We start from the raw sequence: 13,563 nt of genomic DNA, 5'->3' as shown, positions 1-13,563 counted from the left end.
TCAGCCGGTAGTAGCCACCACCGGAATCCACGAACTGCCACTGCTGGTTCGCCCCGTTGTTCCGCGTCCACTGGGTGATCCGCGCCCCGTCGTTGGTAGCCGAGGCGTACAGGTCAAGGGCCTTGCCGCTGTTGCGGTTGACCAGCACGTACCAGGCGTTGGTGTCCACCGGTCCCCCCGGGGTGGGCCCGCCCGACCCGGCGTTGAGAGCGTCGAGGACGGCGGTGTAGGCGGGTTTCTTGTTGCCGGAGCGGTCGAACAGCAGGGGGTTGTCCGAGCCGCGCCAGGAGTCGCTGTCGCGGACGCCCCAGGTGGTGATGCCCGTGCATCGGGACACGGCCAGGCAGGCGCGGGTGACCTGGGCGTAGGCGTTGGCCTGGTTGGAGCCTTGGGCGATGTCGAGTTCGGTGATCTGGACGTCGACGCCCAGATCGGCGAAGCGCTGCAGGTTGGCCTGGTAGTCACCGGGCACGGTGGTGCCCAGATGCGATTGGAAGCCGACGCAGTCGATCGGCACGCCGCGGGTTTTGAAGTCGCGGACCATGTTGTAGATGCCTGTGGATTTGGCGTTGATGCCGTCGGTGTTGTAGTCGTTGTAGCACAGGCGGGCGCCGGGGTCGGCGCTGTCTGCGGCGCGGAACGCGGCCTCGATCCAGTCGTTGCCGGTACGTTGCAGGTTGGAGTCGCGGCGACCGCCGCTGCCGCCGTCGGCGAACGCTTCGTTTACCACGTCCCAGGAATGGATCTTCCCGCGGTAGTAGGTGGCGACGCGGGTGACGTGGTTGATGGCGGCGTTGCGCAGGGCGGAGCCGGAGAGGTTCTGCGCCCAGCCGGGTTGTTGCGCGTGCCAGAGCAGGGTGTGCCCGCGCACCGACATGCCCTGGCTTCGGGCGTGGTTGACGATGCGGTCGGCGTTGCCGAAGGTGAAGTTGTTTTGTTGGGGTTCGGTGGCGTCCCACTTCATCTCGTTTTCGGCGACGACCGAGTTGAACTCGCGGTTGAGGATGGTGACGTACTGGCTGTCGCCGAGTTTCCCGGCGGCGACCGCGGCACCGAAGTAACGGCCCTTCTCGGCCGCGGAGGTACCCAACGTCGTCCCGGCACTCGCCGGGCTGGTGAGCACCACCGCCAGACCGGCGGTTAGCAGGCCGGCCGCCAGTAGGGCGATGATCAGGTGCATCAGCTGGGTCCGGTGGGTCCGTACGGGTGGTCCACTCGAACGGATCAGGTCGGTCATGACGGCGCGCCTTTCGGGGGTCGGGGGCCGGGGCGGCGTCACGCACCGCGACCACGGTCCGGCGGGAGGGTGGACGACTCGGCGTCCGACGTGGAGCGATCAACGCCGGCACGCCCAGCCGGCGTTCTGTTAGCGATCACATGCCCTAAACCTGAACCGACATCACCTAGCTGGCTCCTGTTTTGAGAACGTTAACATCGATGCGCGCAAGTTTGCTAGGTTGCTTCACCGGGCCGCTCTTGAGTCCATCGAGATCGCTGTGGGATTCTTCGATGGGACGCCACACGAGAGGCACACCGCCGTCACAGGGCACCCCGGCAGCCGACAGGGCCATCCGGGGGACGGCGACGAGCCAGGAGTTCCGTCCGTCCACTGAGCCCGCCCCATCGCCTCGCACCGACTGTCTGGCACCACCGCGCCGGTGCCGGCTGGGCGTCTCTCAATATCCGAAGGAACCGATCATGAGGAGTCCCACCCGACCCGCGTCCCCCCGATCGCGCCCACGCCCAGCCCGTCACACCGCGTTCGCGGCCGTCCTGCTGCTCGCCGCCGGGACGATCACCGCCACCAACGCGCCGAGCGTCCAGGCGGCGGCGGCCCCCGTCACCGTGACCGTCAACGCCAGGGCCGGCCTCGCCGGAATGCCGAACACCGCCCTGGGCGTGAACCATGCCATCTGGGACTCGAACCTGGGCACCGACGAGACGTCCGACCTGCTGCGGGCGGCCGGCGTCCAGATGATGCGGTACCCCGGCGGGTCGTACGCCGACATCTACCACTGGGAGAACCACAGCGCGCCCGGCGGGTACGTCGCCCCCGGCACCGACTTCGACACCTTCATGGCCGCGGTCCGCCGGGTGGGCGCGCAGCCGATGATCATCGCCAACTACGGCACCGGCACGCCCGCCGAGGCCGCCGCCTGGGTGCGGTACGCCAACGTCACCAAGGGCTACGGCGCCCGGTACTGGACGGTCGGGAACGAGAACTACGGCAACGGTCACTACGGTTCGGCCTGGGAGGCCGACGACCATCCGGACAAGAGCGCCACCCAGTACGCGAACCTGGTCGTCGAGTACGCCGACGCGATGAAGGCGGTCGACCCGACGATCAAGGTGGGCGCGGTCCTCACCATGCCGGGCAACTGGCCGGACGGCCTGACCGCCGGCACCGACCCGGGTCCGTGGAACCAGACCGTGCTGAGCATCGCCGGCCCGAAGATCGACTTCGTGGACGTGCACTGGTACCCCGGCGGCGACGCCGCCGAATCACTCGCCCGGACCAACCACATCCCCGACGCCGTCCACCTGCTCCGGCAGCAGATCACCCGGTACGCGGGGCAGAATCCCGGACGCATCGGGATCAGCCTCACCGAGCTGAACGTCGGGCAGGGCCAGACCACCCAGCCCGGCGCGTTGTTCCTGGCCGACGCCTACAGCTCCCTGCTGGAGAACGGGGTCTTCACCGTCCAGTGGTGGAACGTGCACAACGGCATCGGCACCGTCTCCGAGGTCGCCGGCCACACCGACTACGGCGACTTCGGACTGCTCTCCAGCGCCACCTGCACCTCGGACGGGACGGTGTGCGAACCACCGCTGAACACCCCGTTCGCGCCGTACCACGGGCTGACGATGATGAGCCTGTTCGCCCGCACCGGCGACCAGTTCATCCGCGCCGGCACCGACGAGCCCCTGGTCACCGCGCACGCGGCCCGCCGGGCCAACGGTGACGTCGCGGTACTGCTGGTCAACAAGGACCCGGACAACGCGCACCCGGTCACCATCGACTACGCCGGGTTCGCCCCGTCGGCCGCCGCGCCCACCGTGCACTCCCTCACCAACGGCGCCACCGGCATCGCCACCGACTCCAGCGGCAGCGCGACCAGCCGGACGCTGCCGGCGTACTCGCTGACCACGCTTGTGGTGCGGCCCGCCGGGGCGGTCGGTGACCGGATCCCGGCGCCGGCCTTCCCGACCGCCAGCGCCGTCACCGACCGGAGCGCGACCATCTCCTGGGCCCCGCCGCCGCCGAGCGCCGGAAGTCCGGTCAAGTACGAGGTGTACCGGCAGAACGGGGCGGTCAGCGAGCAGCTCGGCGAGACGACCGGCTCGTCGTTCACCGCGCACAACCTCACCCCGGGCACCCGGTACACCGTCAACGTGCTGGCCCGCGACCTGGCCGGGCGGACCTCCTGGTCCTCGGCACCGGTCAGCTTCGTCACCGGCAGCCCCGCGACGAGCACCTGTAGCGTCCGGTTCAGCACCGCCTCGGACTGGGGCAACGGCTACATCGGCACGGTCGAGATAACCAACAACGGGCCGGATCCCATCGACGGCTGGACGCTCACCTACGCCTGGCCGACCACCTGGCAACAGGTCAGCAGCGGCTGGAACGGCACCTGGACCCAGACGGGCACCGCCGTCAAGGTCACCAGCACGGCGGACAACGGCCGGCTCGCCGCCGACGGAGGGAGCACGAGCGCCGGCTTCGTCGGCGCGTACAGCGGCCCGAACGTCCTGCCCTCGGTGTTCCGCCTGAACGGCACGGTCTGCACGACACTCTGAGCCGCCGCCCTCTGATCAACTCGGGTTGCGGGATGTCGCGGGGTCACGGTCACGCCGATCCCCCGACATCCCGCAACCGGAGTGGATCAAAGGCGTAACGGTCAGAACCGTCCGGGGTCGGTGGCCAGGTCGCGGAACCGGGCGCGCGGGTCGGTGACCAGCCGCCGGGCGGACAGGTCGAGCAGCCCGGCCACCCCGGTCAGCGTCGCCACCTGCCCGCCGTCCGGGCGGCGGTAGTCCTGCTCGATCCGGAACGTCTTGCCCGCACCCCAGTGGAACTCGCAGGAAACGTCGACCTCGTCCCCGCCGCGCAGCTCGCTCAGATACCGCACGGTGACCTCCAGGGCGACCGGGCCGACCCCCGAGGCGAGCAGCCGATCCTGGGTGATGCCGGCGGCACGCAGGAACTCCCACCTGGCATGTTCGGCGTACTGGAGATAGACGGCCTGGTTCAGGTGGCCCTGGGTGTCGAGCTCGTAGCCGCGGACGGTGACGCGTACCCGGAACGGATCGTCCATGCCCGGAGCCTAACGACGCACCGTAACGCACGGCGGTGCCGGGCCGCGTGGCGCGACCCGGCACCGCCGTTCCCGGAGACCGGTCAGAGCATCCACCGGTTCTTCTGCACGAAGGGCAGCCTCGCCCAGACCCGCCCGAGACCCCAGGTCTGGCCGGCGTACGCCGTGGCCAGCACGACAAGCACCACCGCGTACAGGATGTGGTAGTCGACAAGCGGGTTGGTCGATCCAGACGGCTCACCGGCCTCGGTGAACCGGGCGAGGGGAAACTCGGCCAGCCACATCAACACCATCATCAGGGCACCCGATCCGGCCGCCACCCGCAGCCCGATCCCCAGGATCAGGGCGACGCCGACGCCGGCCAGTCCGGCCATGAACAGCAGATCTGCCCACCAGGCACCGGCGATGCCGTGTGCCATCGACTGGAACGGTCCCACCGCCACGTGCGACAGGAAACCCTTTGTCGGCGAGCCTCCGTTGATCCAGGCCCGCGCCGCCGGGGTGGCGTAGCCCAGACCGAACAGCTTGTCCAGGAACGCCCACAGGAACACGAAGCCGGTCGCGATCCGCAACACCGCCAACGCCCGCGCGGCCGTGGTGGTGAGCAGGTGACCGGGAGACGCGGCGTACTCCAAGCCGTGCGCCGCCTTGCCGGGGGTGGTGTTGGTGGTCATCGTTGCCTCCGGGACTTGATGTCCTTCTCTCTGACACCATCAGCGTCGCGCTACCACCCCGTCCGGCACCCGGGCCGAAACAACCCACCCGTCGGGACCAAGGTCCCGACCCCGGTCAGCGGAGGTAGATGTTCGGCGTGGGCTCCGTCCCCATGCCGTCGCCGATGAAGAAGCTCGGGTGCGGCGGCTGGTTGTAGGCGGTGTTCTGCCAGGCGACGGCGACCCGGTACTGCGCGTCGTGCATCAGCGTGTGGATCCGGGTGCTGGTCGGCGTCGGGGTGCTGTAGATCCGCAACGCCCGGCTGTCGGTGGTGGGCCAGACGACCTCCTCCCGCCAGTCGCCGAACAGGTCGGCCGACAGCGACGGGGTGGCCTTCGTCCCGTTGATCGAGGTGACCCCGCTGCCGGTGAGCAGGCGGGTCTCGCCGCCAGTGCCGTACTTGTCGATCTGGGTGCGGTCGAGCAGTTCGCGCACCGGGTCGCCGTCCCACCAGGCGAGGAAGTTCGTCGAGGAGGGCTTGCGGCCGACGTTCTGACCCCGGGTGTTGGCGAGGCCGGAAACGGCGGCCGACCACGACTCGGCGCCGGGACTGCCGGCCCAGATGTCGGCGGAGACACCGCGGCCGTTGTCCCCGCCGGGTGCCGTCTGCCACAGAATCTGCCCGGTACGGGCGTCGGCGAACCACGAACTGGGCTTGCTCGCGTCCTCGTCGACCTTGAAGACCTCCAGTCCGGCCCGGCCGGGGTCCAGGTCACCGACGTGCAGCGCGTCGCCGTGCCCCAGGCCGGTCGAGTAGAGCAGCCGGCCGTTGTCGTCGATGGTGGCCGCACCGTACACGATCTCCTGCCGGCCGTCGTTGTCGACGTCGGCGACCGACAGGCTGTGGTTGCCCTGGCCGGCGGCGGCTTCGTTGCCCGAGGCGTTGGAGTCGAACGTCCACCGCTTGGTAAGGGTGCCGTTGCGGAAGTCCCAGGCCGCGATGACCGCCCGGGTGTAGTAGCCGCGCGCCATGATCAGCGACGGCCGCTGCCCGTCCAGGTACGCGGTGCCGGCGAGGAACCGGTCGACCCGGTTGCCGTACGAGTCGCCCCAGGACGACACGGTGCCGCGCGGCGGGTCGTAGTTGACTGTGGACAGGGCCGCGCCGGTGCGACCGTCGAACATGGTGAGGAACTCGGGGCCGGACAGGACGTACCCGCTGGAGTTGCGGTGGTCCGCCGACGCGTTGCCGATGACCTGGCCGGTACCGGATCGGCTGCCGTCGGCGGTCTTCACGGCGACCTCGGCGTCTCCGTCGCCGTCGTAGTCGTACACCTGGAACTGGGTGTAGTGGGCGCCCGCGCGGATGTTGCGGCCGAGGTCGACGCGCCACAGCCGGCTGCCGGTGAGGGTGTACGCGTCGACGAAGACGTTGCCGGTGTGGCCGGACTGCGAGTTGTCCTTGCTGTTCGACGGGTCCCACTTGAGCACGATCTCGTAGCGGCCGTCGCCGTCCAGGTCACCGACGCTGGCATCGTTGGCGGCATAGCTGTAGGACTCGCCACTCGGGGTGCTGCCGCCGGGCGGTGGCTGGATCGGCACGTCGAGGTAGCCACTGCCGAGTTGCAGGGCCGGTGCCGACGCCGGCTGTTCGGCGCCGTTGACCACCGCCCGGACGGTGTAGGTGCTGCCGGCCGCCGCCCCGGCGTCGAGGAGGTTGGTGGCGCCGGTGATCGGGTTGGCGTTCACCTTCGTGCCGCCGCGGTAGACGTTGAACGCCACTCCCGCCGTCTCGGTGCCGAGCAGCCTCCAGGAGACCAGGTTGCCGCTGCCGGAGCGGACGCTGACCAGGCCCCGGTCCAGGTCCTCCACCTGCTTGGCGCCGGCCGGCGGCGGTTCGTTCGGTGGCGGTGAGGTGACCGTCGGGGTCGGGGTGGGTGGCTCGCTTGTCGGTGTCGTGTCACCGGTGCAGGTCGTCCCGTTGAGCGCGAAACTCGCGGGAGGCGGGTTGCTGGCGTCATTCCAGCCGGCGTTGAAGCCGAACGACGTGCTGGCGCCGGTGCCGAGCGTGCCGTTCCAGGCGGCGTTGCGGGCGGTCACCTGGGCACCGGACTGGGTGACGGTGGCGTTCCAGGCCGAGGTGACCTGTTGTCCGGCGGTGTAGGACCAGGTGAGGGTCCATCCGTTGACCGGGTCGCCGAGGTTGGTGACGGTGACGTTGGCGCCGAAGCCGCCACCCCACTGGCTGGAGACCTGGTAGTCGACCCGGCAACCGGCGGCGTCCGCCGTGGCGGCCACCGCGGTGACAACACCGGCGGCGAGGATCGTCGCGGTGGTGCCGGCGAGGAGGGCGATGTGTCTGGGCACGTAGTGCATGAGTCTCTCCGATCGGTAAACGCTTACCTCGCGACCCGGAGGAGCCCGGGTCGGTCGGCAAGAGGTGGGGAGCTGCCCTGACTCCGTCACCGAGATGCCACACCGGCCACCCGAGATATTGATGTTAACCGATAAAGTATCGGACTCGGCCGCTAGGGACCCCATCACCCGGGCAACTACCGCCCGACGAAGTCGGGGCGACCTACTGCTCGTCGCCCCGCCCGGCCGGCGCTGTCAGCGCAACCGCCGGGCGGAGAAACTCGAGGTCGGGTCGGCGATCGCAGCCTGCGCGGCGATCAATTGGAGTTCCCGGGTGCCGGCCGCGACGGTCGCCTCGAAGACGGCGAAGATCGCTGAGGTGGTGCGCTCCAGGGCGGTCTCCGGCGAGCCGGTGGTCGCCAGGTGCGCCAGATACAGCGCGGCTGTGACGTCGCCGCCGCCGTTCGGGCTGATCGGCAGCAACGGCGTGGTGACCGCCCAAGCGCCCTCGTCGGACACGGCGACAACCTCCAGTGAGTCCTCCGGAACACCACTGTGCAGCACACTGGTCACCAGCACGTGCCGCGGTCCCAGGTCGCGTACGACGTCGACGGCCGCCAGCAGCTCGGGCAGCGACGTCGTCGTCCGGCCGGAGAGGAAGTCCAGCTCGAAGTGGTTCGGCGTGACGATGTCGGCGCGCGGCACCACCTGGTCGCGCAGGTACTCGGGGATGCCCGGCTTGACGAACATGCCGCGACCCCGGTCGCCCATCACGGGATCGCAGCAGTAGACGGCCGCCGGGTTGGCCGCCTTCACCTTCTCCACCGCGCCGAGGATCACCGCCCCCATCGCGGGGTCGCCCTGATAGCCCGAGAGCACCGCGTCGACCTCGCCCAGGACGCCACGGTCCTCGATGCCCGCGATCACCTCGGTGACGTCGTTCGGGCTCAGCAGCGGACCGCGCCAGGCGCCGTACCCGGTGTGGTTGGAGAAATGCACCGTCAGCACCGGCCAGACCTCGTGCCCCAGCCGCTGGAGTGGGAAGACGGCGGCGGAGTTCCCGACGTGACCGTAGGCGACCGAGGACTGGATCGACAGGATCTTCACGGGCCCATGGTGGCACCTCCCGACACAGGGCGACACGGTAACCTCGCGCGGGTGAATCGTCGGCTGCTGTTCGGGCTCGTGATCGCACTGATCGTGGTGGTGACCGTGCCGACGGGCGTCGCACTGCTGCGACTCGGCGCCCCGGAGGACGGGCCACGGCCGGGATCCGGCGGCGGCGGCGCGGCCGCGGGCTCCCCCACCTGCGCCGGACGGCCGATCGCCGCGCCCCGGCAGCTTCGCGGCATGTGGCTCACGACGGTCAACAACATCGACTGGCCGAGCCGGCCCGGTCTGCCGGTCGATCAGGTCAAGGCCGAGTATCTCGGCTGGCTCGACCTCGCCCAGCGGCAGCGGCACAACGCGGTGTTCGTGCATGTGCGGCCCAGCGGCGACGCCTTGTGGCCATCGGAGTACGCGCCGTGGTCCGAGTGGCTGACCGGGCGGCGCGACGGGCGTGACCCGGGATGGGATCCGCTGGCCTGGATGGTCGCCGAAACCCACGCCCGCAACCTCGAGTTCCACGCCTGGTTCAACCCGTACCGGGCGAGCCAGCCCGCCACCGTCGGCGGGGCCGGCGCCGACATCGCGAAGCTCGCCCCCGACCATCCGTTGCGTACGCACCGGGACTGGGCGGTCACCCACCCGCCGAAGGCGAAGTCCGCCCGGCTCTACTACGACCCCGGCATCCCGGAGGCGCGCCGGTTCGTCGAGGACTCGATCCTCGACGCGGTGCGCCGGTACGACGTCGACGGGGTGCACTTCGACGACTTCTTCTACCCGTACCCGGCCGGTGCCGACTTCCCCGACGCGACCTCGTACGCCCGACACGGCAACGGCATCGACAGGGCCCAGTGGCGACGGAACAACGTCGACACCTTCGTGCGGGAGATGTCCGAACGGATCAGGGCGACCAAGCCGTGGGTGCGCTTCGGCATCAGCCCGTTCGGCATCTGGCGCAACAGCACCACCGACCCGTCCGGGTCGGCCACCAGCGGCCTGCAGAGCTACGACGCCATCTACGCCGACACCCGCAAGTGGGTACGGGAACGGTGGGTGGACTACATCGTGCCGCAGCTCTACTGGCACATCGGTTTCGCCAAGGCCGACTACGCCACACTGTTGCCGTGGTGGGCGAAGACCGTCGAGGGCACGGGGGTGCACCTGTACATCGGGCAGGCGGACTACCGGGTCGGCGAGCGGGGCGCGTGGAGCGACCCGGCCGAGTTGGACCGTCAGCTCGCCCTCAATTCCCGCTTCAACGTCGACGGCAGCGTCCACTACAGCGCCAAACAGGTACGCGCCGACCGGCTGGGCGCGGTGGCCCGGTACCGGGACGCCCACTACGCCACCCCGGCGCTGGTGCCGACCGCGTCCCGGCTGCGGGCCGCGCCACCCGGTGCGCCGTCCGACACCACGGCCGCCCGGGCCGGCGACCAGGTACGGCTGGAGTGGCGCGCGCCCGCCGGTCGGGCCCCGACCGGGTACGCCGTCTACCGGGTCGACGAGGCCGCAGGCGATCCGAGCGGCGATCGCCCTGGCCGCGGCCCGGCCGGCGAGCTTCTTCCGGGCGGCAGCCCCGCCGGCGATCCGGTGCTGGTCGCCACCGTGCGCGCGACGACTGATCCGGTCCAGCGCTGGACGGACCCGACCGCCGCCGGTCGCCGGTACACGTTCTGCGTGACGGCCCTGGATCGCGACGGCAACGAGAGCGGCGCCGGCGAGCCCAGCAGCGTCGGGTGACGGCGCCCGGCCCCGCTGGTTCGCGGCAACGTACCGGATCGGCCAATCGACCGCCACACTTACCGGTGTGGACTTTGCCATAGTGTCCCGGAATGCGTTGGCACTATTGGGAATCGGCCCTCGATAACATTTCGCAAACTTGAGCCGTACCGACTCGGCGGCTAGCGTACAAGATCGTGACACGCCATCCCGAGGAAAAGTGTGACAAGTCGCTTGGCGACTCGTCACACAGCAACGCTGCTGTCACTTTCCGTACCCCTCGTCTCGACGAGGGCGTGCACCTATGGCGCCTGGCGTCCGATTCTGGAACGCTTGACGTCAACTCACGGTACAGCTATCTGCTCTGGTGTCGCGATTTTGCGGACACTACGGTGGTCGGCTGCCTGAACGACTCGGTGGTCGCATTCGTCACCGGGTATCTGCGCCCTGCGGCGCCGGACACATTGTTTGTCTGGCAGGTGGCGGTCGATGCCACCCAGCAGCGGCGCGGGCTGGCCGGGCGCGCGTTGGACGCGCTGGTCAACCAGGTTGCGCAGCGCCAACCCGTGGCCTATGTGGAGGCCACGGTCACGCCCGACAACATGCCTTCCAGCCGTTTGTTCGAGGGTTTCGCCCGAAACAGGGACGCTGCGCTTACCACTCAACCCCTTTTTACCGAGAAGCATTTCGGCGGTAGCGCTCACCTTGAGGAGGTGCTCTACCGAATCGGCCCGCTACCGCGTTGACGCAAGGCACCTGATCCCCCTGCCCCGGAGGATGATGAATCTCTTCGCCGAACTAGAGTCCGAAGTCCGAAGCTACTGTCGTTCCTGGCCCGTGGTGTTCGACCGGGCGGTCGGAAGTCAGGTATTCGATGAGAACGGTCGCGCCTATCTCGACTTCTTCGCCGGCGCGGGCGCACTCAATTACGGCCACAACAATCCTGAACTGAAAAAGGCCCTGCTGGCCTACCTGTCGCGTGACGGGATGACCCACGGCCTGGACATGCACACGGCGGCGAAACGCGAGTTGCTAACCGCGTTGCGGGACCGGATCCTGACCCCTCGCGGGCTGGACTACAAGATCCAGTTTCCGGGGCCAACCGGTACCAACGCCGTGGAGTCGGCCCTGAAGCTGGCCCGCAAGGTCACCGGTCGCGAGTCGATCGTCAGCTTCACCAACGCGTTCCACGGTATGACGCTGGGATCGCTGTCGGTGACCGGCAACTCGATGAAGCGGGGCGGCGCCGGGATCCCTCTGGTGCACGCCACCCCGATGCCGTTCGACAACTTCCTGGACGGCAAGGTGCCCGACTTCCTGTGGTTCGAGCGATTGCTCGACGACAGTGGCAGCGGGCTGAACAAACCGGCGGCGGTCATCGTCGAGACGGTCCAGGGTGAGGGCGGCATCAACGTCGCCCGACCCGAGTGGTTGCGTGGCCTTGCTGAGCTGTGCCAACGCCGGGACATGTTGTTGATCGTCGATGACATTCAGATGGGTTGCGGTCGCACCGGACCCTTCTTCAGCTTCGAGGTGGCCGGCATCCGCCCCGACATCGTCTGCCTGTCGAAGTCGATCGGCGGGTACGGTCTGCCCCTGGCGCTCACCCTGTTCCGTCCGGAACTCGACGTGTGGGAGCCGGGCGAGCACAACGGCACCTTCCGCGGCAACAATCCGGCATTCGTCACCGCCACCCGGGCCCTGGAGCTGTTCTGGTCCGACGACCAGTTGCAGACCCGGACCGAGGCGAAGGGTGATGTGGTGCGGGAGGCACTGACCGCCATCGCCACCGCGCATCCCGAACTGGGTGCGGAGGTACGGGGTCGTGGCCTGGCCTGGGGCCTGGAGTTCCACGACCCGTCGGCCGCCGCGAAGGTCGCCACGGCCGCCTTCGAACGTGGTCTGTTGATCGAGACCGCGGGCACCGACAGCGAGGTCGTCAAGGTGATGCCGGCCCTGACCATTACGCACGACGAGCTGACCGAGGGCCTGTCGATCCTCGCGGATGCCGTCACTGCCCTCTGAGCACCCTGCCGCTGGAGGAACCATCATGATTGTCCGATCGCTGGATGAGATCACCGGTACCGAACGCGATGTCGAGGCGCCCACCTGGCGTAGCAAGCGACTGGTACTGGCCAAGGAGAAGGTCGGCTTCTCGTTGCACGAGACCGTGCTGTACGCCGGCACCACCACGCGCATGTGGTACGCCAACCACGTCGAGGCGGTGCTGTGCGTCGAGGGCAAGGGCGAGCTGACCAACTCCGAAACCGGGGAGAAGCACGCCATCTCCCCGGGCACCATGTATCTGCTCGACGGACATGAGCACCACGTCCTGCACGCCATCACCGACGTGCGCACCATCTGCGTGTTCAACCCACCCTGTACGGGCCGGGAGGTACATGACGAGAACGGCGTCTACCCGCTGATCGTCGAGGACGACACCGCTCAGGAGGTATCCGCGTGACATCGACCGTGACCCCGCCCACGACCGTGCCAGACGAGTACCCGACCCGTAAGCGCCGCACGCCGCGCCTGATCTATCGGCGTGATCCGGTGGTGCACACCACCGGCGCGTCCGGGCCGATCGACGAGGCCACCCTCGCCGGCTACGACCGCAACGGCTTCCTGACCATCGACGAGCTGCTCACCCCCGACGAGGTGGCCACCTTCACCGCCGAGCTGGAGCGGTTGGCCAGTGACGAGAAGGTCCGGGCCGACGAGCGCACCGTGGTGGAGAAGAGCTCCAACGAGGTTCGGTCGATATTCGAGGTGCACAAGATCAGCGACCTGGTCGGCAAGCTGGTCGCCGACCCACGGCTTGTCGACCGCGCCCGGCAGATCCTCGGCTCGGACGTGTACGTACACCAGAGCCGCATCAACTACAAGCCCGGCTTCGGCGGCGGTTCCTTCTACTGGCACTCCGATTTCGAGACGTGGCACGCCGAGGACGGCATGCCGGCGATGCGGGCGGTAAGCATCTCCATCGCGCTGACCGAGAACTACCCGCAGAACGGCTGCCTGATGATCATGCCGGGGTCGCACCGGACCTTCGTGTCGTGCGTGGGTGAGACGCCGGCGGAGCACTACAAGCAGTCGCTGAAGGAGCAGGAGGTCGGCACGCCCGACCAGGACAGCCTGAAGCTGCTGGCGGGTAAGCACGGCATCGAACAGTTCACCGGCCCGGCCGGATCGGCGGTGATGTTCGACTGCAACTGCATGCACGGTTCGAACGGCAACATCACGCCGTACCCACGGTCGAACATCTTCGTGGTGTTCAACAGCGTCGAGAACACACCGGTGGAGCCGTTCGCCGCGCCCCAGCGTCGGCCGTCCTTCATCGCCAGCCGCGACTTCACGGCGGTCTGAGTCCGACGAACGTTAGCCGGGTGGCAGACCCTGCGGGTCCGTCACC

Annotated in this window: 11 protein-coding genes; 6 read left to right on the top strand and 5 right to left on the bottom strand. The window is 68.9% G+C overall.

The window, feature by feature from the left end; genetic code table 11:
• A partial coding sequence (locus ACFQUZ_RS15930) for an endo-1,4-beta-xylanase (protein WP_377442779.1) occupies nucleotides 1-1,180 on the bottom strand: 1,180 nt, incomplete at its 3' end.
• Nucleotides 1,181-1,698: 518 nt separating this feature from the next.
• Here ACFQUZ_RS15930 and ACFQUZ_RS15925 point away from each other — a divergent pair.
• A complete protein-coding gene (locus tag ACFQUZ_RS15925; RefSeq protein WP_377442765.1) occupies nucleotides 1,699-3,798 on the top strand; it encodes a cellulose binding domain-containing protein in 2,100 nt (699 codons plus the stop codon).
• Between the two features lie 101 nt (nucleotides 3,799-3,899).
• Here ACFQUZ_RS15925 and ACFQUZ_RS15920 read toward each other — a convergent pair whose 3' ends face one another.
• From ACFQUZ_RS15920 to pdxY, 4 genes are all read right to left on the bottom strand, one after another.
• Nucleotides 3,900-4,316, bottom strand: a complete 417-nt coding sequence (locus tag ACFQUZ_RS15920) for an acyl-CoA thioesterase (protein WP_377442763.1) — start codon at nucleotides 4,314-4,316, stop codon at nucleotides 3,900-3,902.
• Nucleotides 4,317-4,399: 83 nt separating this feature from the next.
• On the bottom strand, nucleotides 4,400-4,990 hold the full coding sequence (locus ACFQUZ_RS15915) for a hypothetical protein (RefSeq protein ID WP_377442762.1): 591 nt from the start codon (nucleotides 4,988-4,990) through the stop codon (nucleotides 4,400-4,402).
• Nucleotides 4,991-5,105: 115 nt separating this feature from the next.
• Complete coding sequence (locus ACFQUZ_RS15910) at nucleotides 5,106-7,346, bottom strand: cellulose binding domain-containing protein (protein WP_377442760.1); 2,241 nt, start codon at nucleotides 7,344-7,346, stop codon at nucleotides 5,106-5,108.
• Nucleotides 7,347-7,580: 234 nt separating this feature from the next.
• Nucleotides 7,581-8,432, bottom strand: coding sequence for a pyridoxal kinase PdxY (pdxY, locus tag ACFQUZ_RS15905; RefSeq protein ID WP_377442758.1), 852 nt, complete (start codon nucleotides 8,430-8,432; stop codon nucleotides 7,581-7,583).
• A gap of 51 nt (nucleotides 8,433-8,483) precedes the next feature.
• Between pdxY and ACFQUZ_RS15900 the strand changes: the two genes are divergently transcribed.
• The 5 genes from ACFQUZ_RS15900 (at nucleotide 8,484) to thpD (ending at nucleotide 13,517) form a co-directional block, all read left to right on the top strand.
• Nucleotides 8,484-10,172 (top strand): glycoside hydrolase family 10 protein, encoded by a 1,689-nt coding sequence (locus ACFQUZ_RS15900; RefSeq protein WP_377442756.1) that lies wholly within the window; start codon nucleotides 8,484-8,486, stop codon nucleotides 10,170-10,172.
• Nucleotides 10,173-10,348: 176 nt separating this feature from the next.
• Nucleotides 10,349-10,897: a diaminobutyrate acetyltransferase gene (gene ectA / locus ACFQUZ_RS15895; RefSeq protein WP_377442754.1), complete on the top strand. Its 549-nt coding sequence runs from the start codon at nucleotides 10,349-10,351 to the stop codon at nucleotides 10,895-10,897.
• Nucleotides 10,898-10,931: 34 nt separating this feature from the next.
• On the top strand, nucleotides 10,932-12,176 hold the full coding sequence (gene ectB, locus ACFQUZ_RS15890) for a diaminobutyrate--2-oxoglutarate transaminase (RefSeq protein WP_377442752.1): 1,245 nt from the start codon (nucleotides 10,932-10,934) through the stop codon (nucleotides 12,174-12,176).
• A gap of 25 nt (nucleotides 12,177-12,201) precedes the next feature.
• The gene (locus tag ACFQUZ_RS15885) at nucleotides 12,202-12,615 is read left to right on the top strand and encodes an ectoine synthase (protein ID WP_377442750.1); all 414 of its coding nucleotides are present in this window, start codon (nucleotides 12,202-12,204) and stop codon (nucleotides 12,613-12,615) included.
• On the top strand, nucleotides 12,612-13,517 hold the full coding sequence (gene thpD, locus ACFQUZ_RS15880; RefSeq protein ID WP_377442748.1) for an ectoine hydroxylase: 906 nt from the start codon (nucleotides 12,612-12,614) through the stop codon (nucleotides 13,515-13,517). The genes ACFQUZ_RS15885 and thpD overlap by 4 nt, the downstream gene beginning before the upstream one ends.
• Nucleotides 13,518-13,563: the final 46 nt, after the last annotated feature.

Origin of the sequence: Plantactinospora sp. GCM10030261 (assembly GCF_042666615.1) — a bacterium.
GTDB lineage: Bacteria > Actinomycetota > Actinomycetes > Mycobacteriales > Micromonosporaceae > KBS50.
The sequence above is the reverse complement of the archived record's forward strand: the minus strand, read 5'-3'. Positions and strand labels throughout refer to the sequence as shown.

What these genes read in the sequence shown, in the direction of transcription:
- ACFQUZ_RS15915 (WP_377442762.1), bottom strand. Translation starts at nt 4,990, where the DNA reads ATGACCACCAACACCACCCCCGGCAAGGCGGCGCACGGCTTGGAGTAC.
- ectB (WP_377442752.1), top strand. Translation starts at nt 10,932, where the DNA reads ATGAATCTCTTCGCCGAACTAGAGTCCGAAGTCCGAAGCTACTGTCGT.
- ACFQUZ_RS15925 (WP_377442765.1), top strand. Translation starts at nt 1,699, where the DNA reads ATGAGGAGTCCCACCCGACCCGCGTCCCCCCGATCGCGCCCACGCCCA.
- ACFQUZ_RS15910 (WP_377442760.1), bottom strand. Translation starts at nt 7,346, where the DNA reads ATGCACTACGTGCCCAGACACATCGCCCTCCTCGCCGGCACCACCGCG.
- ACFQUZ_RS15920 (WP_377442763.1), bottom strand. Translation starts at nt 4,316, where the DNA reads ATGGACGATCCGTTCCGGGTACGCGTCACCGTCCGCGGCTACGAGCTC.
- ACFQUZ_RS15885 (WP_377442750.1), top strand. Translation starts at nt 12,202, where the DNA reads ATGATTGTCCGATCGCTGGATGAGATCACCGGTACCGAACGCGATGTC.